The sequence below is a fragment of the Mycolicibacterium novocastrense genome (assembly GCF_001499835.1).
GTDB classification, from domain to species: Bacteria; Actinomycetota; Actinomycetes; order Mycobacteriales; family Mycobacteriaceae; genus Mycobacterium; species Mycobacterium novocastrense.
In genome coordinates this window covers 140,203-165,222 of sequence record NZ_LQIH01000064.1, presented here as the reverse complement: position 1 = coordinate 165,222, position 25,020 = coordinate 140,203, and the positions used below count along the sequence as shown (strand labels likewise).

The following is a 25,020-nucleotide window of genomic DNA, read 5'->3' as shown; positions in this document are numbered from 1 at the left end:
GAGGATCCCATGGCTCGCCCGGTGCTTTATCCGCTGCGCTGCGTCGACACCGCGACCGTGCACTATCTCGACCATCGCCATGGCAGGCGCCGCATCACCATCGACCACCGGCCGCTCGCGGAAGTAACCCCGGCGATGCTCCTCGACTGGTTCACGCACCTCGGCGAAACGATGGCGTACGGGGGAGAGGTCATCGACCGCTATCTCGCCTGGCACCCGATCGATCACATCCACTGGGCGTTGGCCCGTCCGGCACCGGGAGGTGGTGCGGCCGATGGCGCGCGATTCCGCATGGTCGAGGCGTTCGGTGGGCGACCCGAATACAAGATCGACGAGATCGCAAGGGTCGAAAAGCTCGACGAGACCGGCATCCGACTGGTCAAACGCGTTGCGGGGATTCCGATCTTCCAGTTGGAGCACACCTGGTCTGCGGGTGCCGACGGCGCCCACTACGTGACGGTGATGGATCTCGGCGCGCGCTCACCGCTGCTCACGCCCGTGAACAGGATCGTGCGCCGACGGTTCCCGGACCACAAGTTGCGCGCCTGGGTGAAGCACAACATCGAAGAGGTCGGACAGCTCGAATATCTGCTGCCGCAGCTGCGCTCAGGTGAAGCGGAACCAGCGCAGCGCGCACAGTGCGGCGACGGCGCCCCAGACCGCGAGCACCAGAAGGCCGAACCAGTCCACTGACAACGTCATCGCCTGGGTCAGTGCTTCGGTGAGGGCACCGGACGGCGTCAACCGGGCCACCCACTGCGCGGCGGAGGGCACCATGCCGCCCTCGAGCGTCAGCGCGCCGAGCCCCGCGAACACGAACCAGAGCAAGTTCGCCAGCGCCAAGACGATCTCGGCGCGTAGGGTGCCACCGAGCAGCAGCCCCAGCGCCGCGAAACCCGCTGTGCCCAAGGCGATCACCGCTGCGCCGAGCGCGAGCCCCGCCAGATGCGGTCGCCAGCCGAGGGCAACCCCGATGGTGCCCAACACGATCGCCTGCAGGAATACCACCGCGACCACCGCCAGCGATTTGCCCGCGATGATGCCCCACACCGGAAGGGCCGTGGCGCCAAGGCGTTTGAGCGCCCCATAGCGGCGGTCGAATGCCACGGCGATCGCCTGCCCGGTGAACGCGGTGGAGATCACGGCCAGCGCCATGATGGCGGGTACGAACGTCGCCGCCCGGTTCGGCCCGAACGACCCCAGCGGCAGCAGCGTCAAGCCCACCAGCAACGTGATCGGAATGAACATCGTCAACAGGAGCTGTTCGCCGTTGCGCAGCAGCAGCCGCACCTCCAGGCCGAACTGCGCGGCGAGCATCTTCTGCACCGAGGCCGGCCCCGGATCGGGTGTGAAGGTGCCCGGCGCAAAGCGATTCGTCATTACGGCCGCAACTCCCGCCCGGTCAGGTCGAGGAACACGTCCTCGAGGCTTCGCTGTTCGACGCGCATATCGGTGGCCAGCACATCGAGACGCGCGCACCACGCCGTCACCGTCGCCAAGACCTGGGGGTTGATTGCGCCCTCGACGAGGTATTCGCCCGGCGCGGTCTCGGTTGCCTGGTAAGTCTCGGGCAGTGCGGAAACCAGCAGCGACAGGTCGAGCATGCGCGGGGCGCGGAACCGCAGCTGGTTCTCGGCGCCGCTGCGCATCAGCTCCTCGGGCGAACCGGTGGCCACCGGGACGCCGTGGTCGATGATCATGATGCGGTCGGCCAGCTCCTCGGCCTCGGTGAGCTGATGGGTGGTCAGCACGACGGTCACGCCGTCGCGGCGCAGCGCATCGATCAACTCCCACACCACTATTCGCGCATGCGCGTCCATCCCCGCGGTCGGCTCGTCGAGAAAGACCAGCTCCGGACGGCCGACCACCGCGCAGGCCAGCGCCAGCCGCTGCTGCTGGCCACCGGACAGCCTGCGGTAGGTCGTGCGCGCCGCCTCGGTCAGCCCCAGAGTGTCCATCAGCCATGCCGGATCGAGCGGGTTGGCCGCGTAGGACGCCACCAGGTTGAGCATCTCGCCGGCGCGGGCCGCCGGGTAGCCGCCGCCGCCCTGCAGCATCACGCCGATGCGCTCACGCAACCGGGCGTTGTCGCCGAACGGGTCGAGGCCGAGGATCTCGATGGTGCCGGAGTCGGGCCGGATGAAGCCCTCGCACATCTCGACGGTGGTGGTCTTCCCGGCGCCGTTGGGTCCGAGCAGCGCGAACACCTCGGCGGCCTGCACCTGCAGGTCGAGTTCGGACACCGCGACGGTCGACCCGTAGCGCTTCGTGACCCCGCTGAGGCGCACGGGCACGGGGGGCGAAGCCCCGGATCCAGAGTGGGTCACGGGGACTCAGCGTAAGCGTCGGGCCGCGCGGGCTGTGGTGGCGGTGGTGGCGGTTGTTCGTGCGGCGGGCTGGCCACGCTGCGCCAGGGCAACCGGTTGTAGGTGAGCAGAAACAGCGCGGCAACGATCACGGTGCTCGCCGCGGTAGCGAGAAGAATCTGGAAAACCGTGAAGCGATCGCCGTTGGCGGTGGGGCCGAAGATGCCGACGGCCAGCGTCACCACGATCGTGGTGCTGCGGAATGCCGGCCGGGTGGCCCACGCCGCGAGGGGCAGGACGGCCCACAGCACGTACCAGGGCTGGACGACCGGAAACAGCAGCACCGTCACCCCCAGCGCGACGCCGAGCCCGCCCACCGGATGCAGGCGTCCCCGCAGAACGAGCAGCAACAGCCAGGTCACCAGGATCGCGATGATGAACACGCCGATCGCACGCGTGAGTCCCAGCACCGCCGTGGTGTGGTCGCCGAGCCCCAGCAGGATGCCGACCTGACCGGTGCCCAGGGCCAGCAGGGTGGGCAGCGACATCCAGCTGCGCACCACGTTGGCGGTGCCCAGCGTGTTCAGCCAGCCGAACCCCAGGCCGCTGGCCCACCCGATCAGCGCCATCACCACCACCGACACCGCGGTCAACGATCCGCCGGCCAGGAAGAACGCCTTGACTGTGCCGCCCCATCGACAGGCCAGCGCCATCGCGACGAAACCCAGCGCCAGCAGCGACGGCAATTTGACCTGCGAGGACAGCGTGATCAGCACGACGCCGACCAGCAGCATCGTCAGCGGCCACCAGCGCGCCCACTGCTCACGTCCCTGCGGCCAGGACAGTGGTCTGGGCAGCAGCGGCGCGGCGGCGTCGACACCGCGCAGCGCGAACTCGGTGCCGGCAAGCATGAGGCCCAGCATCAGCGCCTCGTTGTGGATACCCCCGACCAGATGCATGATCAGCAGCGGATTGGCGGCGCCCAGCCACAGCGCGCTCACCTCGGCGACGCCGCAGCGCCGGGCCAGGCGGGGGGTCGCCCAGACGATCAGGCCCACGCCGAGCAGCACGACCAATCGGTGGCACAGCACCGCGGCGACGATGTTCTCACCCGTCAGCGCCGAGATACCCTGACCGATCCACAGGAAGAGCGGCCCGTACGGCGCGGGTGTCTCGCGCCACATGTTCGGCACCGAGAGCGTGAACACGTGGTCCAGGCCCAGCCCGGTGGCCGGGCCGACTCGATACGGGTCGAGGCCTTTGACGCCGATCTCGCTCTGCGCCAGATAGGAGTAGACGTCGCGGCTGTACATCGGCGGGGCGATGAGCAGTGGCAGCACCCACAGCCACAACAGCCGGTCGAGTTGGCTGCGCGACATGCGTCGGTCGCCGAGAGCGAACCGCCCGAGCATCAGCCAGGCCAGCGCCATCATCACCGCGCCGGTGGTGGTCATGGTCAGGCTCACGGTCTGGATGCGCGAGGGCAGGTTGAGCAACCGCACACCGAACGTCGGGTCCTGCACGACCGGCCTGGCCCCGACGCCGAGCGCACCGATCGCCATCAGGACGGTGCCGGCCGCGCCGAACAGCCGTGTCCGGCGCAGCGCGATGACCTCGGCATCATTGAGCGGCGAGCCCACCGGGCGTTCGTCGGCGTGCCAACGGGCGATCGACGAGCTGAACGACGGGAGGCGGGCTGCCACCTCAGCAGCGTAACCGTCCACGTCATGGCTGCCGTCCCGCTAAGGGTGCCCTTGCTTTACAGCGGTTTCCGAATTCCGTCACAATAGTGTTGTGAAATTCAGTCCGGAGGCAGGAGCCGATCGCCACACGCGTGGTGCGATCGTGCAATTGCTGCTCGAATCCGGACCGATCACCGCCGGTGAGATCGGCGAACAGCTCGGAATCTCCGCTGCGGGCGTGCGTCGCCACCTCGACGCATTGATCGAGGCCGGCGACGCGCAGGCCAGCGCGGCGGCGGCCTGGCAGCACACCGGCCGCGGCAGGCCCGCGAAACGGTACCGGCTCACCGCGGCGGGTCGCGCCAAGCTCGGCCACGCCTACGACGACCTGGCCGCGGCGGCCATTCGTCAGCTACGCGAGATCGGCGGCGATGACGCCGTGCGGACGTTCGCGCGGCGCCGTATCGACGGGATCCTCGCGGGAGTAACCAAGGGCCCCGATGACGTTGTATCCAAAGCCGACCGGGTGGCCGACGCGCTGACCAAGGCCGGCTACGCGACCAGTGTGACTTCGGTGACACCGGCGCCTGGATCAATCCACGGAATCCAGCTGTGTCAGCATCACTGTCCGGTCTCACACGTCGCGGAGGAGTTCCCCGAGTTGTGCGAGACCGAGCGTGAGGCTTTCGCGGAGATTCTGGGAACCCACGTGCAGAGGCTCGCCACCATCGTCAACGGCGACTGCGCCTGCACAACGCACGTACCTCTGGTCGAAAAGATCAGTGCTTCAGCCCCAACAGCCCCCACTAGCAAGCAAGGAGCGTCGAGATGACGACGACACCTGAGGTCCACAAGGTAGGCGAACCGCTCAGCCAGGATGAGGCGATCGCCTCGCTGAGCCGGTACGGCTACGGCTGGGTGGACTCCGACGTCGCGGGCGCCAGCGCACAGCGCGGGTTGTCCGAGGCGGTGGTTCGCGACATCTCCGGCAAGAAGGACGAGCCGCAGTGGATGCTCGACATCCGGCTGAAGGCGCTGCGCACCTTCGAGAAGAAGCCGATGCCGAACTGGGGTTCCAACCTCGAGGGCATCGACTTCGACAACATCAAGTACTTCGTGCGGTCCACCGAGAAGCAGGCGGCCACGTGGGACGACCTGCCCGAGGACATCCGCAACACCTACGACAAGCTGGGCATCCCGGAGGCGGAGAAGCAGCGCCTGGTCTCCGGTGTCGCGGCGCAGTACGAGTCCGAGGTGGTCTACCACCAGATCCGCGAGGACCTGGAGGCGCAGGGCGTCATCTTCCTCGACACGGACACCGCGCTGCGCGAGCATCCGGAGATCTTCAAGCAGTACTTCGGCACCGTGATCCCAGCCGGCGACAACAAGTTCTCCGCGCTGAACACGGCGGTCTGGTCGGGTGGTTCGTTCATCTACGTCCCGCCCGGTGTGCACGTCGACATTCCGCTGCAGGCCTACTTCCGGATCAACACCGAGAACATGGGCCAGTTCGAGCGCACGCTGATCATCGTCGACGAGGGTGCCTACGTGCACTACGTCGAGGGCTGCACCGCGCCCATCTACAAGAGCGACTCGTTGCACTCCGCGGTCGTGGAGATCATCGTCAAGTCCGGCGGGCGCTGCCGCTACACGACCATCCAGAACTGGTCGAGCAACGTCTACAACCTGGTCACCAAGCGGGCCCGGGCCGAGGCCGGCGCGACGATGGAGTGGGTCGACGGCAACATCGGCTCCAAGGTCACCATGAAGTACCCCGCGGTGTGGATGACCGGTGAGCACGCTCGCGGTGAGGTGCTCTCGGTGGCGTTCGCCGGCGAGGGGCAGCATCAGGACACCGGCGCCAAGATGCTGCACCTGGCGCCCAACACGTCGAGCAACATCGTGTCCAAGTCGGTCGCCCGCGGCGGCGGTCGGGCCTCCTACCGCGGCCTGGTCCAGGTCAACAAGGGTGCCCACGGATCGCGGTCGAGCGTGAAATGCGATGCGCTGCTTGTCGATACGATCAGCCGCTCCGACACCTACCCCTACGTCGACATCCGTGAGGACGACGTGACGATGGGCCACGAGGCCACCGTGTCCAAGGTCAGCGAGGATCAGCTGTTCTATCTGATGAGCCGCGGCCTGACCGAGGACGAGGCGATGGCGATGGTGGTGCGCGGCTTCGTCGAGCCGATCGCCAAGGAGCTTCCGATGGAGTACGCGCTGGAGCTCAACCGGCTGATCGAGCTGCAGATGGAAGGGGCTGTGGGCTAAGTGAGTTCCCCTCTGCAGACAGCGGTCGAAGGGACACCAGCCGGGTCGGCACTCAACAAGGGCGAGATCTTCACGTCCTTCGACGTGAACGCCTTCGAGGTGCCCGGCGGCCGCGACGAGATCTGGCGGTTCACGCCGTTGAAGCGCCTGCGCGGCCTGCACGACGGTTCCGCCGTCGCCACCGACAGCGCACGCATCACCGTGAGGGAGTGCCCCGGTGTCACCGTCGAGACGGTCGGTCGCGATGACGAGCGGCTCGGCCAGGGCGGTGTGCCCGCCGACCGAGTTGCCGCACAGGCGTATTCGTCGTTCGACACCGCCACCATCGTCACGGTCGGCCGTGACACCGAGGTCGCCGAACCGATCGAGATCGACATCGACGGCCCCGGCGAGGGCGCGGTGGCCTACGGGCATCTGCAGATCCGCGTCGAGGAGCTTTCGCGCGCGATCGTCGTCGTGGACTTGCGTGGCAGCGGGACCTACGCCGACAACGTCGAGATCATCGTCGGCGATTCGGCAGGCCTCGGGGTGATCTGGATCGCCGACTGGGCCGACGACACCGTTCACGTCAGCGCACATCACGCCCGCCTCGGCAAGGATGCCGTGCTCGGCCACGTGAACGTGACGCTCGGCGGGGACGTGGTGCGAACGACGGCCACGGTGCGGTTCACCGGACCCGGCGGCGACGCCAAGATGCTCGGCACCTACTTCGCCGACGACGGCCAGCACTTCGAGTCGCGGCTACTGGTCGACCACGCCCATCCGAACTGCAAATCCGATGTGCTGTACAAGGGTGCGCTGCAAGGTGATCCGGCATCCAACCGGCCCGATGCGCACACCGTGTGGGTCGGCGACGTGTTGATCCGCGCGGAGGCCACCGGCACCGACACCTTCGAGGTGAACCGCAACCTGCTGCTCACCGACGGCGCTCGGGCGGACTCGGTGCCGAACCTCGAGATCGAGACGGGCGAGATCATCGGCGCCGGACATGCCAGTGCCACCGGGCGTTTCGACGACGAGCAGTTGTTCTATCTGCGGGCCCGCGGCATCCCCGAGGATCAGGCGCGGCGTTTGGTGGTGCGCGGCTTCTTCAACGAGATCATCGCCAAGATCGCCGTGCCCGCGGTCCGCGAGCGCCTCACCGAAGCAATCGAACGAGAACTAGCGATCACGGAATCGAGAACAACCCAATCATGACCACACTTGAAGTCAAGAACCTGCACGTCTCGGTGCAAACCCCTGAGCAGACCGAGATCCCGATCCTCAAGGGCGTCGACCTGACCGTGAAATCGGGGGAGACCCACGCGGTGATGGGGCCGAACGGCTCGGGCAAATCCACGCTTTCCTACGCGATCGCCGGGCACCCCAAGTACACGGTGACGTCCGGTTCGATCACGCTCGACGGGCAGGACGTGCTCCAGATGAGCATCGACGAGCGAGCCCGCGCCGGCCTGTTTCTCGCGATGCAATATCCGGTCGAGGTGCCGGGAGTCTCGATGTCGAACTTCCTGCGCACGGCGGCGACGGCGGTGCGCGGTGAGGCCCCGAAGCTGCGGCACTGGGTCAAAGAGGTCAAGTCCGCGATGGGCGACCTCGAGATCGACCCCTCGTTCTCCGAACGCAGTGTGAACGAGGGGTTCTCGGGTGGCGAGAAGAAGCGCCACGAGATCCTGCAGCTGGCCCTGCTCAAGCCGAAGATCGCGATCCTCGACGAGACCGACTCCGGCCTGGACGTCGACGCGCTGCGGGTGGTCAGCGAGGGCGTCAACCGCTACGCCGAGACCGAGAACGGCGGCGTGCTGTTGATCACCCACTACACACGAATCCTGCGCTACATCCAGCCGCAGTTCGTCCACGTCTTCGTCGACGGCCGCATCGTCACTTCCGGTGGTCCCGAGCTCGCTGACGAGCTCGAGGAGAAGGGCTACGTCCGCTTCGCGCAGACGGCTGCCGCGGAGGCGTAGCCATGACCGCCACCGTTCGCCCGCTGGATCTGACCGCCATCCGCGCGGACTTCCCGATCCTGAAGAAGCAGATGCGCGGCGGAAACACGTTGGCGTATCTCGATTCCGGGGCGACCTCGCAACGGCCGGTGCAGGTCCTCGACGCCGAGCGCGAGTTCCTCGTGACCTCCAACGGCGCGGTGCACCGCGGCGCGCACCAGTTGATGGAGGAGGCGACCGACGCCTACGAGGACGGCCGGGCGGACATCGCGGCGTTCGTCGGCGCCGATCCCGATGAGTTGGTGTTCACCAAGAATGCGACCGAGGCGATCAACCTGGTCTCGTACGCGATGGGAGACAAGCGGTTCGACCACGGCGTCGGGCCCGGCGACGTGATCGTGACGACCGAACTCGAACACCACGCCAACCTGGTTCCGTGGCAGGAGTTGGCGCGCCGGACGGGAGCGACGCTCAAGTGGTACGGCGTCACCGAGGACGGCCGCATCGACCTGGATTCGCTGCAGCTCGATGAGCGTGTGAAAATCGTTGCGTTCAGCCATCATTCGAATGTCACCGGCGCATTGGCGCCGGTCGACGAGTTGGTCACGCGGGCCAAGGCCGTCGGCGCGCTGACCCTGCTCGACGCCTGCCAGTCGGTGCCGCATCAGCCTGTCGATCTGCATGCGCTCGGCGTGGACTATGCCGCGTTCTCCGGGCACAAGATGTTGGGGCCGACGGGGATCGGCGTGCTGTACGGACGCTCTGCGCTGATGAATGCGATGCCACCGTTTCTGACCGGCGGCTCGATGATCGAGACCGTCACGATGGAGGAGACGACGTACGCGCCTGCGCCGCAGCGCTTCGAGGCGGGAACGCCGGTGACGTCGCAAGTGGTCGGTTTGGCCGCCGCCGCGCGCTACCTGCGCGAGATCGGGATGAGCGCCGTCGAAGCGCACGAAGCCGAGCTCGTGGCCGCCGCGCTGAAGGGACTGTCCGCAATCGACGGCGTACGCATCATCGGCCCGACCTCGCTGGAGAACCGGGCGTCGCCGGTCAGTTTCGTGGTCGACGGAGTTCATGCGCACGATGTCGGCCAGGTGCTCGACGACGAGGGCGTGGCGGTGCGTGTCGGCCATCACTGCGCGTGGCCGCTGCATCGGCGGTTCGGGATCGCCGCGACCGCGCGGGCGTCGTTCGCGGTGTACAACACTATCGACGAGGTCGACCGGTTGGTGGCTGGTGTGCGCCGGGCCGTGGAATTCTTCGGCAGGGACTGACGTGCGGCTGGATCAGATCTATCAGGAAGTGATCCTCGATCACTACAAGCGTCCGCACAACCGTGGATTGCGTGAGCCGTACGGAGCTCAGGTCCATCACGTCAACCCGACGTGTGGCGACGAGGTGACGCTGCGGGTGGCGCTGTCCGACGACGGTGAGCAGGTGGTCGACATCTCCTATGACGGGCAGGGCTGTTCGATCAGCCAGGCCTCGACATCGGTGCTGACCGATCAGGTGATCGGCCAGAGCGTCGGCGACGCACTCAAAACGGTCGCCGCCTTCAGCGAGATGATCTCCTCGCGCGGGACCGTCGAGGGCGACGAGGACGTCATCGGGGACGGCATCGCGTTCGCCGGCGTCGCGAAGTACCCGGCGCGGGTCAAGTGCGCGTTGCTGGGGTGGATGGCTTTCAAAGATGCACTGTCACAGGCATCGGAGAGATTTCAGGAGGCAGGATGAGTGATACCGCAGTGCCCAACGAGGAACTGTTGTTCGATCTCGAGGAGGCGATGCGCGACGTCGTCGACCCCGAGCTCGGTATCAACGTCGTCGATCTGGGCTTGGTCTACGGGATCGACGTCGAGCAGGGGGAGCAGGGCAAGGTCGCGTTGATCGACATGACGTTGACCTCGGCCGCCTGCCCGCTCACCGATGTGATCGAGGACCAGTCGCGCACAGCGCTGGTCGGCGCGGGGCTGGTCAACGAGCTGAAGATCAACTGGGTGTGGAACCCGCCGTGGGGGCCGGACAAGATCACCGAGGACGGCCGCGAGCAGTTGCGCGCGTTGGGTTTCACCGTCTAGCTCAGGCAGCGTCGGGTCTGGCCCGCGACGGCCTCGTGGAGTCAGCCTTCGAATCACGGCGGGCACAAATCTGTGCCGCCGTCGCCGAATCGACAATTGTCGAATCTCGTGTCTTCGGCGACAGATGTTTACCCCGAACCCGCACGCGCGCTGATCGATTCGAAGGCGGATGCGTCGAGGGTCCGCACCGCGCTGGTCGCGAGCCTCGTCGGAACCACGATCGAGTGGTACGACTTCTTTCTCTATGCGACCGCGGCGAGCCTGGTGTTCAACCAGGCGTTCTTCCCCGATCAGAGCTCGCTGGTCGGGACGCTGTTGTCCTTCGCGACGTTCGCGGTCGGGTTCATCGTGCGCCCGATCGGCGGCTTCGTGTTCGGCCACGTCGGCGACCGGATCGGCCGGAAGAAGACGCTGGCACTCACCATGGTCCTGATGGGCGGTGCGACCGCTCTGATGGGGGTGCTGCCCACCGCCGCCCAGATCGGGGTGCTCGCGCCCATCCTGTTGGTACTCCTGCGCGTCGTACAAGGTTTCGCGCTCGGCGGCGAATGGGCCGGGGCGATTTTGCTCGCCGTCGAACACAGTCCGGCGCATCGGCGTGGCTTAGCGGGCAGCGTGCCTCAAGTCGGTCTGGCGCTCGGGCTCGCACTGGGCACCGGCGTGTTCGCGCTGCTCCAAATCGCCTTGCCGGAGGATGCCTTCGAGTCGTACGGCTGGCGGATCGCGTTCTTGTTCAGCATCGTGCTGGTGGTCTTCGGTTTCATCGTTCGATGGAAGGCGACCGAGACACCGGCCTTCGAGAAGGTCCGCGACGAGGACGACCGCTCGGCAGCGCCGCTGCGTGACGTGTTCCGCCCTCCCGCGCTGCGCAATACGGTGCTGGGACTGTTGTCGCGATGGGGCGAGGGCGCGGCCTTCAATACATGGGGCGTGTTCGCGATCTCGTATGCGACCGGAACACTGAAGCTGGAGCGGGTTCCGGTGCTCATCGCCGTCACGGTCGCGGCGCTGCTGATGGCCGCGCTGCTCCCCGTCTCGGGATTGCTGACCGACCGGTTCGGGGCGCGAGCGGTGTACGCGAGCGGGATCGCTGCCTACGCCGTCGCGGTGTTCCCGGTGTTCGCGTTGTTCAACACCGGCAGCATGACCGCCTACGCGCTCGGAATGTTGGTGGTGTTCGGCGTGATTCACGCGTGGTTCTACGGTGCCCAGGGCACGCTCTACGCGTCGCTGTATCCGGCACGAATCCGCTACACCGGGCTGTCGACGGTGTACCAGCTGTCGGGGGTCTACGCGTCGGGTCTGACCCCGCTGATCCTGACCGCGTTGATCGCCGCCACGAATCAGTCGCCGTGGCTCGCGTGCACCTACCTCGTGGTCACCGCGTTGATCAGCGTCGTGGCCACATTGCTGCTGCGGCCGAAGGCTTTGACGGAAATCTGAACGCCGGCACCGGGCCTGCCGGAGCAGGGACGGTGGTGTTGGTATTCGGAATTGCCGACATTGTCATACGAAGTCGTGGACGAAGAGCCCAGAATGATCTCGTGGTCACGGTCCCGGCGTTCGTCTGGCGGGGCGGGTTCGGATGGCGCGCGCTGTTGATCGGCGGCTGTGTCGGGCTCTGCCTCGGCGTTTTGGCGTGGCTCGATTCCGGCTTCCTCCTCAGCGCTGTCATCGTCACGGTGGTCGTCGGCACGTTCTACGGCATCTGGATGGCGCGCCGGATGAACCGGTACTGGCCGGGATCGAGAGAGCTCACAGGTCAGGAGCGGGTCGCGGTCGTGCGCGCGGTGCGAAGCGGGGGCGACCTGGCCGATTCCCGGCTGGCGGGGCCAGAAATCGACTACGCGCGGGGGTTGTGCGCCGCGGCGGAAGAGGCCCGTCCACTGCGGTGGGTGTTGGTCATCGCCCTGGTCGTCGCGCTGGGCGCGGCGGTCTGGGACGCCTTCTTCGGCTCCTGGGGTAACGCGGTGGCATCCGTCATCTACCTGGTCGCACTGCTTGTCGAGCTGTTCTGGTGGCCGCGACGGCAATCCCAGCTGCTGACCCACGCCCGTACGCTCGATGCGGTATGAGCCATCCTTACGTCGCCACCCGCCGTCAACTGCGTGGTGTGGCCGAAAGCCTCATCGCAGGCCCCCAGTACCGGTCCGCGGGCACGATCCGGCTCGCGGTGCGCCCCGACGGTTTCGCCGCCGTCGCGTTACCCCTGTCGGTGCACGGGACGGAGCTGGTCTTCCCGGACGGCAGCGTTGCGCTGGCCGGCCGCGTCGCGGCCATCGCCGAGGCGGCCGGCGTGGTACCCGGGCCGCCGGAGGGCGTCTACCGGATCGTCGATCCGTTGCCCGCCCACGCCGAGCTCGCACTCGATCCCGATGCGGCGGCGTGGCTCCAGCGGGCCCACTACGCGGGTGGATATGCCCTCAAACATGTTCTGCCGCAGCAACATCCGACGCTGTGGCCGGAGCACTTCGATGTCGCCGCTGTCGAGGACGAGGTGAACTACGGGGTGTCGGCCGGTGACGAGACCCACCCGACGCCGTACGCATACGTCGGCCCATGGCAGAAGCGGACGGGACCGTTCTGGAATGCGCCGTTCGGAGCCCTCTACCCGCTCGACGCCACGCACGACGTCGACACGCTGGCCGCGCGGGTCACCGAGTTCTTCGAGCGCGGCCGCACTGAACTGGGTATCCGCCCGTAGGCTGGGAACAGACAGCTGACCATCAGCGTTAGGAAGCAACGTGGCTACCCAAGACATCACTGCCGAACAATTCAACGACACCATCAACGACAACGAGATCGTGCTGGTGGACTTCTGGGCGTCGTGGTGTGGCCCGTGTAAGGCGTTCGCCCCCACATTCGCGGCGTCCTCCGAACAACACCCCGACGTCGTGTACGCCAAGGTCGACACCGAGGCCGAGCAGGCGCTGGCCGCTGCGGCCGACATCCGGTCCATCCCCACGCTGATGGCGTTCAAGAAGGGCAAGCTGGTGTTCAACCAGGCGGGCGCGCTGCCGCCCGCGGCCCTGGAGGAACTGGTCCAGCGCGTCAAGGAGTTCGACATCGACGCGGCGATCGCCGCGCAGGACAACGGCCAGCCGGAGTGAACCCCCGCACGCGATAGCGTGCATGCGTGAGCGAGCACGCAGAGAACGAGCAGAGCAACTTCGTCCTGGTCGACCGGCCGCGACCCGGCGTCGCACTGGTGACGTTGAACCGCCCCGAGCGAATGAACTCCATGGCGTTCGACGTCATGGTTCCGCTCAAGAAGGTGCTCGACGAGCTGACCTACGACAACTCCGTGCGGGCGGTCGTGCTCACCGGCGCAGGCCGCGGATTCTCCTCGGGCGCCGACCACAAGTCGGCCGGTTCGGTGCCTCACATCGACGGTTTGACCCGGCCGACGTTCGCGCTGCGCTCGATGGAGGTGCTCGACGACGTCATCCTCGCCCTGCGCAAAATGCACCAGCCGGTCATCGCGGCGGTCAACGGCGCCGCGATCGGCGGGGGCCTGTGCCTGGCGCTGGCCTGCGATATCCGTGTGGCGGCCGACGGTGCTTACTTCCGCGCGGCCGGCATCAACAACGGCCTGACCGCCAGCGAGCTGGGACTGTCCTATCTGCTTCCGCGCGCCATCGGCACGTCACGGGCGTTCGAGCTGATGCTGACCGGCCGCGACGTCGACGCCGCGGAGGCCGAACGCATCGGGTTGGTGTCGCGAGCGGTGCCCGACGACCAGCTGCTCGAGGTTTGCTACCAGATGGGGGAGCGCATCGCCGCGTTCTCCCGGCCCGGAATCGAGTTGACCAAGCGCACACTTTGGAGTGGACTGGACGCCGGTAGCCTGGAAGGGCACATGCAAGCCGAGGGCCTCGGACAACTGTTCGTCCGTTTGCTCACCGCCAACTTCGAAGAAGCGGTGGCAGCGCGCGCCGAAAAACGAGACCCCGTATTCACCGACGACAAGTAAGGACCGCACAGCGTGATCACCGCAACGGACCTGGAGGTCCGCGCCGGGGCGCGCACGTTGCTGTCCACCGACGGAACCGCGCTTCGCGTACAGCCCGGCGACCGGATCGGACTGGTCGGCCGCAACGGCGCGGGTAAGACCACCACGATGCGCATCCTCGCCGGTGAGGGTGAACCGTATGCGGGCGACATCGTCCGCAACGGCGAAATCGGTTACCTGCCACAGGATCCCAGAGAAGGCGACCTGGATGTGCTGGCCCGCGACCGGGTGCTCTCGGCGCGCGGCCTGGACACCCTGCTCGCCGACCTCGAAAAACAGCAGCTGCTGATGGCCGAAGTCGCCGACGACGCCGCCCGCGACAAGGCCGTGCGCAAGTACGGTCAGCTCGAGGAGCGCTTCGCCGCGCTGGGCGGTTACGCCGCCGAGAGTGAGGCGGGCCGTATCTGCGCGAGCCTCGGACTGCCGGAGCGGGTCCTCACCCAACCGCTGCGCACACTGTCCGGCGGTCAGCGCCGCCGCGTGGAGCTGGCCCGGATTCTGTTCGCGGCCTCCGACAGCGGCGCGGGCTCGAGCACGACGCTGCTGCTCGACGAACCGACCAACCACCTCGACGCCGACTCCATCGGCTGGCTGCGTGACTTTCTGCAGAACCATCCCGGGGGCCTGGTGGTCATCAGCCACAACGTCGACCTGCTCGCCGACGTGGTGAACCGGGTGTGGTTCCTCGACGCCGTGCGCAGCGAGGTCGACGTCTACAACATGGGCTGGCAGAAATATCTCGACGCCCGCGCCACCGACGAAGCCCGGCGCCGCCGCGAACGCGCCAACGCCGAACGCAAGGCGTCCGCGTTGCGCGCCCAAGCGGCCAAGATGGGGGCCAAGGCCACCAAAGCCGTTGCCGCGCAGAACATGTTGCGTCGCGCCGACCGGATGATGGCCGCGCTCGACGAGGAACGCGTCGCCGACAAGGTGGCCCGTATCAAGTTCCCCACCCCCGCGCCGTGTGGGCGCACCCCGCTCGTCGCCAAGGGGCTGACCAAGAACTACGGCTCGCTCGAGGTCTTCACCGGCGTCGACCTGGCGATCGACCGAGGCTCGCGGGTGGTGGTGCTCGGGCTCAACGGCGCCGGCAAGACCACCCTGTTGCGCCTGCTGGCGGGCACCGAGACGCCCGACGCCGGGCGCCTCGAACCGGGTCACGGCCTCAAGCTCGGATATTTCGCCCAGGAGCACGACACCCTGGACAACAACGCGACGGTGTGGGAGAACATCCGCCACGCCGCACCCGACACCGGCGAGCAGGACCTGCGCGGGCTGTTGGGTGCCTTCATGTTCAGCGGACCGCAGCTCGATCAGCCGGCGGGCACGCTGTCCGGCGGCGAGAAGACCCGGCTGGCGCTGGCCGGCCTGGTCGCGTCCACTGCGAACGTGCTGCTGCTCGACGAGCCGACGAACAACCTCGATCCGGCCTCGCGCGAGCAGGTCCTCGATGCGCTGCGCAGCTACGTCGGCGCGGTCGTGTTGGTGACCCACGATCCCGGCGCCGCCGAGGCACTCGAACCGCAACGCGTGGTCCTTCTTCCCGACGGCACCGAGGACTACTGGTCCGAGGATTACTCGGAACTGATCGAGCTCGCCTGAACTGGGTGACCGGTCAAGTCGGGCAGGTCCGTTCCGCGAAGCGTTTGGGCATTTTCAAGCGTCGTGTGTAACCGCTTCCTACGCTGGGTATCCGTCGGGGCATCGAAGCGGGGAGGTGCTGATGAAGAAGCTGGACAAGTCGAGAGACCAGTTGCTGAACGAGTTGCGGAGTGCTTACGAGGGTGGCGCAAGTATCCGTACTCTGGTCGCGTCCACGGGACGCTCGTACGGTTCCATCCACAGCATGCTGCGTGAGTCGGGTACGACGATGCGCAGCCGTGGCGGTCCGAACCACCGCAGCAGGCGCCGCTAGTCGCCCTGCGGCACGGTCTCTTGGTCGCGTCGCTGCCGCAGTGACGCCTCGACCAGGTCCAGTACGGCACTGAGCTTTTCGGGATCGTCACCCGACGCCAAACGCGCGACAAGGCCGTCGAGGACGAGGTCGAGATAGGTCTGCAGCACGGCGCTGGGCACGTCGTCGCGCAGCCGGCCGGCCTGCTTCTGCATGCGCAGCCGCTGGGTCGTGGCCACCGACAGCTCAGCGGACCGTTCCGCCCAGCCCCGGTGAAAGTCGGGATCGTTGCGCAGCTTTCGCGCGATCTCGAGCCTGGTGGCCAGCCAGTCGAACTGCTCCGGCGCGGCCAGCATGTCGCGCATCACCTGGACCAGCCCCTCGCGCGCGGCGACATCGGCCATGCGCTCGGCGTCCTCGCGGGCCAGTTCGAAGAACAGCGTGTCCTTGTCCCGGAAGTGGTGGAAGATGGCGCCGCGCGACAGCCCGATCGTCTGCTCGAGCCGCCGCACGGTCGCCTTGTCGTAGCCGTACTCCGCGAAACACCGGCGGGCGCCGTCGAGGATCTGCCGACGACGCGCCGCCAGGTGGTCGTCGGTGACCCGGGGCAACGCGGTTGTCCCTTCTTCGGTTACTGCGACTCGAGCATGTTGCGCAGCACGTACTGCAGGATGCCGCCGTTGCGGTAGTAGTCCGCCTCGCCCGGGGTGTCGATGCGCACCACCGCGTCGAACTCGACCTTGGAGCCGTCTTCCTTTTCCGCAGTGACGTGCACCGTCTTCGGGGTCTTGCCCTCGTTGAGCTCCTCGATGCCGGTGATGTCGAACGTCTCCGTGCCGTCGAGGCCCAGCGACTCCGCCGACTCGCCCTCGGGGAACTGCAGCGGGATCACGCCCATGCCGATCAGGTTCGACCGGTGGATCCGCTCGAACGACTCGGTGATCACCGCGCGCACACCCAGCAGCCGCGTGCCCTTGGCCGCCCAGTCACGCGACGAACCCGAACCGTACTCCTTGCCGCCGAGCACCACGAGCGGAATATCCTGCGCCGCATAGTTTTGCGCGGCGTCATAGATGAACGCCTGCTCGCCGTCCTTGGTGAAGTCGCGGGTGTAGCCACCCGAGACGTCGTCGAGCAACTGGTTGCGCAGCCGGATGTTGGCGAACGTGCCGCGGATCATCACCTCGTGGTTGCCGCGCCGGGAACCGTAGGAGTTGTAGTTCGCCCGCTCGACGCCGTTGGACTCCAGGTACTCGGCGGCCGGCGTGCCCGGCTTGATCGCGCCGGCGGGTGAGATGTGGTCGGTGGTCACCGAATCGCCCAGCAGCGCCAGCACTCTCGCGCCCTTGATGTCGGTCACCGGCTCCGGTTCGGCCGACATCCCGTCGAAGTACGGTGGCTTGCGCACATAGGTCGACTCCTCGGCCCATTCGAAGGTGTTGCCCTCCGGGGTCGGCAGGTTGCGCCAGCGCTCGTCGCCCTTGAAGACGTCGGCGTAGTTCTTGGTGAACATCTCCTGGCTGATCGCGTTGGCGATCGTGTCGTTGATGTCGGACTGCGACGGCCAGATATCGCGCAGGTAGACGTCGTTACCGTCCTTGTCCTGGCCCAGCGGCATGGCATCGAAGTCGAAGTCCATGGTGCCGGCAAGCGCGTAGGAGATCACCAGCGGCGGGGACGCCAGGTAGTTCATCTTGGTGTCCGGGTTGATCCGGCCCTCGAAGTTGCGGTTGCCCGACAGCACCGCGGCCACCGCGAGGTCGTTGTCGTTGACGGCCTTGCTGATCTCCTCGGGCAGCGGGCCGCTGTTGCCGATGCAGGTCGTGCAGCCGTAGCCGACGAGGAAGAAGCCCAGCTTCTCCAGATACGGCCACAGCCCGGCCTTCTCGTAGTAGTCGGTCACCACCTGCGAGCCCGGCGCCATCGTCGTCTTCACCCACGGCTTGGTGGCCAAACCCTTCTCGACGGCGTTCTTGGCCAGCAGCGCCGCGCCGAGCATCACCTCGGGGTTGGAGGTGTTGGTGCACGACGTGATCGCAGCGATCACCACCGCGCCGTGGTCGAGCACGAATTCGCCGAGCTCGTCGGATTTCACGGTCACCGGCTTGCTCGGCCGGCCGTTGGGTTCGAGCGCCGCGGAGGCGACGTGGGCGGGGGGCTTCTTGTTGTTGAGGAACGACGTGTTGCGCACCGGATCGCTGGCCGGGAAGGTTTCGTCGATGGCCTCGTCGAGTTGCGAGTACTCGCCGTTGAACTCGCCGTCCTCGACGTAGTCGGTGATGTCCTGACGGAAGGCCGCCTTGGCCTCGTTGAGCGCGATACGGTCCTGCGGGCGCTTCGGCCCGGCGATCGATGGCACGACGTCGGACAGGTCCAACTCGATGTACTCGGAGAACTTGGGCTCCCGCTGGGGGTCGTGCCAGATGCCCTGTTCCTTGGCGTAGGCCTCGACCAGCGCCAGTTGCTCCTCGCTGCGCCCGGTGAAGCGCAGATAGTTGATGGTCTCCTCGTCGATGGGGAAGATCGCCGCAGTGGAGCCGAACTCGGGGCTCATGTTGCCCAGCGTGGCCCGGTTGGCCAGCGGCACCTCGGCCACACCGTCACCGTAGAACTCGACGAACTTGCCGACCACACCGTGCTGGCGAAGCATCTCGGTGACCGTGAGCACGACATCGGTGGCCGTCACTCCCGGTTGCCGCTCGCCGGTCAGCTTGAATCCGACGACACGGGGGATGAGCATCGACACGGGCTGGCCCAGCATCGCGGCCTCGGCCTCGATACCGCCGACGCCCCAGCCGAGCACGCCCAGGCCGTTGACCATCGTGGTGTGGCTGTCGGTGCCCACACAGGTGTCCGGGTAGGCCACTCCGTCCCGGTCCATCACCACGCTGGCCAGGTACTCGATGTTGACCTGGTGCACGATGCCGGTGCCGGGCGGCACCACCTTGAAGTCGTCGAAGGCGCCCTGGCCCCAGCGCAGGAACTGGTAGCGCTCGCCGTTGCGCTCGTACTCGATCTCGACGTTGCGCTCGAATGCGTCGGCGCGGCCGAACAGGTCGGCGATCACCGAGTGGTCGATCACCAGGTCGGCCGGGGCGAGCGGATTGACCTTCTCGGGGTCGCCGCCGAGGTCGGCGATGGCCTCGCGCATGGTCGCCAGGTCGACGATGCACGGCACGCCGGTGAAGTCCTGCATCACCACGCGCGCCGGCGTGAACTGGATCTCCACGCTGGGGTCTGCCTCGGGATCCCAGTTGGCGATGGCCTCGATGTGGTCCTTGGTGATGTTGGCGCCGTCCTCATTGCGCAGCAGGTTCTCGGCAAGGACCTTCAGGCTGTAGGGCAGCTTGTCGGTACCCGGCACCGCGTCGAGGCGGTAGATCTCGTAGCTCTTGTCTCCGACCTTCAGGGTGTCGCGGGCGCCAAAAGAATTGGGGGAAGAATTTTCCGTATTACCTTTGCTCACATCAACTCCCGGCTAGTTCTCGCAGCCGACGGGCTGTGACGGCCACGTTTCAACTCTAACAGTACGCTTGTCCTGCAAGGCCGACGGGGTCCGTTCTCGGTGTCGTCCGGGACCGCGCGTGCTGTCACCCTGTCGGGTACCCATCACGTACGGTTCTTCTGTGTTCGGACCGCATGTGATTCCGTTTCTTCCGGCCTACATCCCTCCCGACGTCTGCGGGCCCGTGGGCATGGACCCCGCGACCACGCCGGTCGACACGTGCCTGAACCTGGTCATCGAGGACGTTCGCGACGACGGGGTGAGCGCCTCGCCTAAGCCGGAGAACGAGGGCCTGCCCGAGGTGGTCGCCGAGGCCCAGCAGAAGGGCATCGACCTGAAGATCGTCGTCGTGGACCAGAACCCGCCGATCGACACGCCACTGCGCGATATCGCCACCGAGGTGGGGGAGGCGTTCCCGGGGTCGACGGTGCTGGTGCTCAGCCCGACGGATTCGGGCACCTTCAGTACGACGTTCGACCGCATGACGTTGGAGGCGGGTCAGGACGTGGCCGAAGGGCGTGGCCCGGTGCAGGGTTCGAAGAATTTCCTCAGCGAGTTGACGGCATCGCACTTTCCGTGGACTGCATTGACGATTGTGGTGGTCTTGGGAGTGGTTGCCGCCGTTATCGGTACGCGACTTTTGCAGGTTCGCGCCAAGCGTGCCGCGTCGCGCCAGGACGCCTGAAACCGCACTGCGACAACGGTTTTGGCGTGATCGGATACCGCCTCGGTATTGGCGAAGTCACGACGCGATAACACTTCTTTCAATTACAAAGTTGTAATTCGCGACTTAAGTTTCTTTGGCGTCAGATGTGACGTACGGTGCAATCGGTAACTGTGTTGTAGATGTGCATGTTGTGACAAATGAGCACAGTCACCGCGACGAATGTGTCCGCACGTTCGCCTGAAGCCATAGGAGAACTGAGTCGGATGAGACGCACACCTGGCGCATCCGCTACGCGGCCGTGTGGACGGTTCTGCGCGGCCCTGGTCGTGGCGACCATGTTGGCCACGACGCCCGGCCTGGCCCTCGCTCAACCCAGCAGTCCCGACAGCCTCGCGGCGTTGGTCGCCGCCGTCGCCGATGCCGACCAGAGGCTGCAGGATCTGGGTGCCGAGATCCAGCAGCAGCAGGAAAGCGTCAACAAGGCGATCCTCGACGTGCAGACCGCGCGGGACAACGCCGACGCCGCGCAGCGTGAGGTCGACGCGAGCCGACAGCGCGTCGAGGACGCCAACATCGCTATCGAGCAGGCGCAGAAGCGGTTCAATTCGTTTGCCGCCGCCACATACGTCAACGGCCCCTCGGACTCGTACCTGACCGCGGGCGATCCCGCCGAGGTCATCAAGACCGCCGCGGCGGGGCAGACACTGGCGATCAGCTCGCAGCAGGTGATCGCCGATCTGCAACGGGCCCGTACCGAGCAGGTCAACCGTGAGTCCGCGGCGCGGCTGGCGAAACAGAACGCGGACAAGGCCGTCGCCGACGCCGAGGCCAGCCAGCAGTCCGCGGTTTCGGCACTGACCAACGCGCAGGAGACCTTCAAATCCCAGCAGGCCCAACTCGAGAAGCTGGCCGCCGAGCGCAAGGCCGCGCAGGCCAAGCTCGCCGAGGCGCGCACTCAGGCCGCTCCGGCGCAAGCGGCCGGTGCTCCGGCACAACCGGCGGCCGCCGCGGCGCCGGGTAGCCCGGACTGGGACCGCGCCCCGCAAGGGGTCGACCCCGGCACCGGTAACTGGGCCACGCCGTGGGATCCGACGTTGCCCGCGATCCCCAGCGCCTTCGTCAGCGGCGACCCGATCGCGATCATCAACGCCGTTCTCGGCATCGCGTCGACCTCGGCGCAGGTGACCCAGGACCTCGGGCGCAAATTCCTGCAGTCGGTGGGGATCCTCCCGAAACCGGCTGTCGCGCCGGCCTTCAACAACGGCGCGATTCCCCGCGTCTACGGCAGGCAGGCGACCGAGTTCGTGATCAAACGGGCCATGTCGCAGATGGGCGTGCCGTACTCGTGGGGCGGCGGCAACGCCGCCGGACCCAGTCGCGGTATCGACTCCGGCGCGGGCACAGTCGGTTTCGACTGCTCGGGGCTGATGCTCTACGCGTTCGCCGGCGTCGGCATCAAGCTCGACCACTACTCGGGCTCGCAGTACAACGCCGGGCGCAAGGTCCCGACCTCACAGATGCGGCGCGGCGACATGTTGTTCTGGGGTCCCAACGCCAGCCAGCACGTGGCGCTGTACCTCGGCGACGGACAGATGATCGAAGCGCCCTACACGGGTTCGGTGGTGAAGATCTCGCCGGTGCGTACCAGCGGCATGACCCCGTACGCGACCCGTCTCATCGAATGGTGAGAGGTCACAAGCGACAGACGTTAGGAAAACTTTGCGTTTCAAGCTGATTCGGTTCCTGGGCGGTTGCGCGCTGCTTGTGGCGACCGTCGCACTCACCGTCGGGTTGGCGACGCCGGCGGCGTCGGCGCCCGAGGACGGCCAGTGGGATCCGACGCTGCCCAAACTGATCAGCGCCGGCGCCCCGGGCGATCCTCTGGCGATCGCCAACGCCTCGCTCGCGGCGACCGCCCAGGCCACCGAGGTCACGATGAACTTGGGCCGCAAGTTTCTGACCACCTTGGGTCTCGCGCCGCCGGAGGCGGCGACGGCGAGCGTCGCGCCGGGCCGGGTGCGTGGACCGCAGGCGATCGAATACGTGATCCGTCGCGGCGCCTCGCAGATGGGGGTGCCGTACTCGTGGGGCGGCGGAAAGCCGAACGGCCCGAGCCGGGGTATCGACTCGGGGGCCAACACCGTCGGGTTCGACTGCTCGGGCTTCACCCAGTTCTCGTTCGCGGGGGTGGGGGTGCTGATCCCCAAGTACTCCGGCGACCAGTACGACACCGGCCGCAAGGTGCCGACATCGCAGGCCAAGCGCGGCGACCTGCTGTTCTGGGGTCCAGGCGGCAGCCAGCACGTGGCCATCTATCTGGGTGGCGGTCAGATGCTCGAGTCCTCGGGCAGTGCCGGCAAGGTCACGGTGGGCCCCGTGCGTCATTCCGGCCTGCAGCCGTATGTGGCGCGCATCATCGAATCCTGAGCGCAACCTGAGCCGAACCTGAAGGTATCGGGCAACGTCGACGGATTCTGTCGTGCCTGGAATAGTTGACGTCGAGCGTGCGGCCCAGACCGGCCTGCGCCGCTTTGACCAGCGAGTTATGTGGAAGGAATGTTGATGACCTCACCGAGTGGGCCGTCGCAGGGGCCTGGAGGCTACCCCGGCCAGGCACCGGCACAGGGATACCAGGGCTCACACGCCGCACCGTCGAGCCCGGCTTCCCAGAATGGCGGTCTGCAGCAGGAGGTCCACACGCTCGAGCGGGCCGTCTTCGAGGTGAAGCGGATCATCGTCGGACAGGACCAACTGGTCGAACGCATGCTGGTCGGCCTGCTCGCCAAGGGCCACGTCCTGCTCGAGGGTGTGCCCGGCGTGGCCAAGACGCTGGCCGTCGAGACCTTCGCCAAGGTGGTGGGCGGCACCTTCGCACGCATCCAGTTCACGCCGGACCTGGTACCGACCGACATCGTCGGTACCCGCATCTACCGGGTGGGCAAGGAGGAGTTCGACATCGAACTCGGGCCCGTCGTCGTCAACTTCCTGCTGGCCGACGAGATCAACCGCGCACCGGCCAAGGTGCAGTCGGCGCTGCTGGAGGTCATGGCCGAGCGCAAGATCTCCATCGGCGGCAAGACGTTCCCGCTGCCGCAGCCGTTTTTGGTGATGGCCACGCAGAACCCGATCGAGCAGGAGGGCGTGTATGCGCTGCCCGAGGCCCAGCGCGACCGCTTCCTGTTCAAGCTGAACATCGACTACCCGTCGCCCGAGGAAGAGCGCGAGATCATCTACCGGATGGGCGTCAAGCCGCCGGAGCCCAAGCAGATCCTCGCGCCCGGTGACCTGCTGCGCCTGCAGGACGTGGCGGCCAACAACTTCGTGCACCACGCGCTGGTCGACTACGTCGTCCGGGTGGTGACCGCGACCCGTCAGCCCGAGAAGTTCGGCATGCCCGACGCCAAGGCGTGGATCGCCTACGGCGCATCACCGCGCGCATCGCTCGGCATCATCGCGGCGTCGCGCGCGCTGGCTCTCGTGCGGGGCCGCGACTACGTGATTCCGCAGGACGTCGTCGAGGTCATCCCCGATGTGCTGCGGCACCGGCTGGTGTTGACCTATGACGCGCTGGCCGACGAGATCTCGGCCGAGACGGTGATCAACCGCATTCTGCAGACCGTGGCCCTGCCGCAGGTGAACGCCATTCCGCAGCAAGGTCATTCGGTGCCGCCCGTCGTGCCCGCCGCCGCTGGTGCGGCCAGCAATCGGTGACCAGTTCCCGGCGCTCCGTTGATCTGCCGTCGCTGAAGCGCGGCGAGATCCGTGACCCCGCACTGAGCGCGGCCCTGCGCAAGCTCGAGTTGACGGTGCGGCGCAAGCTCGACGGCGTGCTGCACGGCGACCACCTCGGCCTGCTGCCCGGCCCGGGATCGGAACCGGGGGAGTCGCGGCTCTACCAGCCCGGCGACGATGTGCGCCGGATGGATTGGTCGGTCACGGCGCGCACCACGCATCCGCACGTGCGGCAGATGATCGCCGACCGCGAACTCGAGACCTGGCTCGTGATCGACATGTCGGCCAGCCTCGACTTCGGCACAACCGGTTGCGAGAAGCGCGATCTCGCGGTGGCTGCCGCCGCGGCGATCACGTTCCTCAACAGCGGGGGCGGTAACCGGATCGGTGCGATCATCGCCAACGGCGACACCATGCGGCGGGTGCCCGCGCTGTCGGGCCGGATGCACGAGCAGGAGATGCTGCGCGCCATCGCCACGATGCCCAAGGCACCCGCCGGTGTCCGCGGTGACCTTGCGGCGGCGATCGACGCGTTGCGCAGACCCGAGCGCCGCCGCGGCATGGCGGTGATCATCAGCGACTTCCTTGGGCCGATCAACTGGATGCGTCCGCTGCGGGCCATCGCGGGGCGCCATGAGGTGCTCGGAATCGAAGTGCTCGACCCGCGCGACGTCGAACTGCCTGCGGTCGGCGAAGTGGTGCTGCAGGATGCCGAGACCGGGGCGACCCGTGAGTTCACCATCGACGAACAGTTGCGCGACGACTTCGAGCGGGCGGCCGCGGCGCACCGCGCGGAGGTGGCCAGGACGTTGCGGCGATGCGATGCACCGCTGCTGACGCTGCGCACCGACCGCGATTGGATCGCCGACGTCGTCCGGTTCGTCGCCAACCGCAGGCGTGGCGCGCTGGCGGGCCACGCCTGAT

Annotated in this window: 25 protein-coding genes; 20 read left to right on the top strand and 5 right to left on the bottom strand. The window is 67.1% G+C overall.

Annotated elements, in window-relative coordinates; all coding sequences use genetic code 11:
* Positions 1–9 precede the first annotated feature (9 nt).
* Positions 10–693, top strand: a complete 684-nt coding sequence (locus AU072_RS28375; protein ID WP_064416275.1) for a hypothetical protein — start codon at positions 10–12, stop codon at positions 691–693.
* Here AU072_RS28375 and AU072_RS25215 read toward each other — a convergent pair.
* From AU072_RS25215 to mptB, 3 genes are read right to left on the bottom strand one after another with little or no spacing between them, the layout of a single operon-like run.
* Positions 607–1,380, bottom strand: a complete 774-nt coding sequence (locus tag AU072_RS25215) for an ABC transporter permease (RefSeq protein WP_064416274.1) — start codon at positions 1,378–1,380, stop codon at positions 607–609. The genes AU072_RS28375 and AU072_RS25215 overlap by 87 nt on opposite strands.
* Complete coding sequence (locus tag AU072_RS25210) at positions 1,380–2,288, bottom strand: ABC transporter ATP-binding protein (RefSeq protein WP_064416325.1); 909 nt, start codon at positions 2,286–2,288, stop codon at positions 1,380–1,382. Before AU072_RS25210 ends, AU072_RS25215 begins: the two co-directional genes overlap by 1 nt.
* Positions 2,289–2,323: 35 nt before the next feature.
* Complete coding sequence (mptB, locus tag AU072_RS25205) at positions 2,324–4,009, bottom strand: polyprenol phosphomannose-dependent alpha 1,6 mannosyltransferase MptB (protein ID WP_064416324.1); 1,686 nt, start codon at positions 4,007–4,009, stop codon at positions 2,324–2,326.
* A 91-nt stretch (positions 4,010–4,100) separates the two neighbouring features.
* Here mptB and AU072_RS25200 point away from each other — a divergent pair, with 91 nt between their 5' ends.
* From AU072_RS25200 to AU072_RS25135, 14 genes are all read left to right on the top strand, one after another.
* On the top strand, positions 4,101–4,820 hold the full coding sequence (locus AU072_RS25200; protein ID WP_064416273.1) for a helix-turn-helix transcriptional regulator: 720 nt from the start codon (positions 4,101–4,103) through the stop codon (positions 4,818–4,820).
* Positions 4,817–6,262 (top strand): Fe-S cluster assembly protein SufB, encoded by a 1,446-nt coding sequence (gene sufB, locus AU072_RS25195; protein ID WP_064416272.1) that lies wholly within the window; start codon positions 4,817–4,819, stop codon positions 6,260–6,262. The genes AU072_RS25200 and sufB overlap by 4 nt, the downstream gene beginning before the upstream one ends.
* Complete coding sequence (gene sufD / locus AU072_RS25190) at positions 6,263–7,459, top strand: Fe-S cluster assembly protein SufD (RefSeq protein ID WP_064416271.1); 1,197 nt, start codon at positions 6,263–6,265, stop codon at positions 7,457–7,459.
* Positions 7,456–8,226 carry a Fe-S cluster assembly ATPase SufC gene (gene sufC, locus AU072_RS25185; protein WP_064416270.1) on the top strand — a complete coding sequence of 257 codons (771 nt, stop codon included), beginning with the start codon at positions 7,456–7,458 and terminating at the stop codon, positions 8,224–8,226. Before sufD ends, sufC begins: the two co-directional genes overlap by 4 nt.
* A gap of 2 nt (positions 8,227–8,228) precedes the next feature.
* The gene (locus AU072_RS25180; RefSeq protein WP_064416269.1) at positions 8,229–9,482 is read left to right on the top strand and encodes a cysteine desulfurase; all 1,254 of its coding nucleotides are present in this window, start codon (positions 8,229–8,231) and stop codon (positions 9,480–9,482) included.
* A gap of 1 nt (position 9,483) precedes the next feature.
* Entirely contained in the window at positions 9,484–9,942 is a 459-nt protein-coding gene (gene sufU, locus AU072_RS25175; protein ID WP_064416268.1) for a Fe-S cluster assembly sulfur transfer protein SufU, read from the top strand.
* The gene (locus tag AU072_RS25170; RefSeq protein ID WP_064416267.1) at positions 9,939–10,286 is read left to right on the top strand and encodes a metal-sulfur cluster assembly factor; all 348 of its coding nucleotides are present in this window, start codon (positions 9,939–9,941) and stop codon (positions 10,284–10,286) included. Before sufU ends, AU072_RS25170 begins: the two co-directional genes overlap by 4 nt.
* A gap of 150 nt (positions 10,287–10,436) precedes the next feature.
* Positions 10,437–11,729, top strand: coding sequence for an MFS transporter (locus AU072_RS25165; protein ID WP_064416323.1), 1,293 nt, complete (start codon positions 10,437–10,439; stop codon positions 11,727–11,729).
* 101 nt (positions 11,730–11,830) lie between these two features.
* Complete coding sequence (locus AU072_RS25160; RefSeq protein ID WP_064416266.1) at positions 11,831–12,361, top strand: hypothetical protein; 531 nt, start codon at positions 11,831–11,833, stop codon at positions 12,359–12,361.
* Positions 12,358–12,990, top strand: coding sequence for a hypothetical protein (locus AU072_RS25155; protein ID WP_064416265.1), 633 nt, complete (start codon positions 12,358–12,360; stop codon positions 12,988–12,990). The genes AU072_RS25160 and AU072_RS25155 overlap by 4 nt, the downstream gene beginning before the upstream one ends.
* A 40-nt stretch (positions 12,991–13,030) precedes the next feature.
* Positions 13,031–13,396, top strand: coding sequence for a thioredoxin (trxA, locus tag AU072_RS25150; protein ID WP_064406104.1), 366 nt, complete (start codon positions 13,031–13,033; stop codon positions 13,394–13,396).
* A 26-nt stretch (positions 13,397–13,422) separates the two neighbouring features.
* Positions 13,423–14,259 carry an enoyl-CoA hydratase gene (locus tag AU072_RS25145; RefSeq protein ID WP_064416264.1) on the top strand — a complete coding sequence of 279 codons (837 nt, stop codon included), beginning with the start codon at positions 13,423–13,425 and terminating at the stop codon, positions 14,257–14,259.
* A 12-nt stretch (positions 14,260–14,271) separates the two neighbouring features.
* Positions 14,272–15,900 carry an ABC-F family ATP-binding cassette domain-containing protein gene (locus AU072_RS25140; RefSeq protein ID WP_064416263.1) on the top strand — a complete coding sequence of 543 codons (1,629 nt, stop codon included), beginning with the start codon at positions 14,272–14,274 and terminating at the stop codon, positions 15,898–15,900.
* Between the two features lie 121 nt (positions 15,901–16,021).
* Positions 16,022–16,213, top strand: a complete 192-nt coding sequence (locus tag AU072_RS25135; protein ID WP_064348432.1) for a helix-turn-helix domain-containing protein — start codon at positions 16,022–16,024, stop codon at positions 16,211–16,213.
* On the opposite strand, the gene AU072_RS25130 is transcribed toward AU072_RS25135, so the two are convergent.
* Positions 16,210–16,803, bottom strand: a complete 594-nt coding sequence (locus tag AU072_RS25130) for a TetR/AcrR family transcriptional regulator (RefSeq protein ID WP_064416262.1) — start codon at positions 16,801–16,803, stop codon at positions 16,210–16,212. The genes AU072_RS25135 and AU072_RS25130 overlap by 4 nt on opposite strands.
* Before the next feature lie 20 nt (positions 16,804–16,823).
* On the bottom strand, positions 16,824–19,658 hold the full coding sequence (locus AU072_RS25125) for an aconitate hydratase (protein ID WP_064416261.1): 2,835 nt from the start codon (positions 19,656–19,658) through the stop codon (positions 16,824–16,826).
* Positions 19,659–19,818: 160 nt separating this feature from the next.
* On the opposite strand from AU072_RS25125, the gene AU072_RS25120 reads away from it, so the two are divergent.
* From AU072_RS25120 to AU072_RS25100, 5 genes are all read left to right on the top strand, one after another.
* Positions 19,819–20,382: an Rv1476 family membrane protein gene (locus AU072_RS25120; protein WP_064416260.1), complete on the top strand. Its 564-nt coding sequence runs from the start codon at positions 19,819–19,821 to the stop codon at positions 20,380–20,382.
* A 245-nt stretch (positions 20,383–20,627) separates the two neighbouring features.
* Positions 20,628–22,052: an NlpC/P60 family peptidoglycan endopeptidase RipA gene (ripA, locus tag AU072_RS25115; RefSeq protein WP_064416259.1), complete on the top strand. Its 1,425-nt coding sequence runs from the start codon at positions 20,628–20,630 to the stop codon at positions 22,050–22,052.
* Between the two features lie 31 nt (positions 22,053–22,083).
* On the top strand, positions 22,084–22,791 hold the full coding sequence (gene ripB, locus AU072_RS25110) for an NlpC/P60 family peptidoglycan endopeptidase RipB (protein WP_082681011.1): 708 nt from the start codon (positions 22,084–22,086) through the stop codon (positions 22,789–22,791).
* Between the two features lie 135 nt (positions 22,792–22,926).
* Positions 22,927–24,075 carry a chaperone MoxR1 gene (gene moxR1 / locus AU072_RS25105; RefSeq protein WP_064348434.1) on the top strand — a complete coding sequence of 383 codons (1,149 nt, stop codon included), beginning with the start codon at positions 22,927–22,929 and terminating at the stop codon, positions 24,073–24,075.
* A complete protein-coding gene (locus tag AU072_RS25100) occupies positions 24,072–25,019 on the top strand; it encodes a DUF58 domain-containing protein (protein WP_064416258.1) in 948 nt (315 codons plus the stop codon). Before moxR1 ends, AU072_RS25100 begins: the two co-directional genes overlap by 4 nt.
* The last annotated feature ends 1 nt before the right edge of the window (position 25,020 follow it).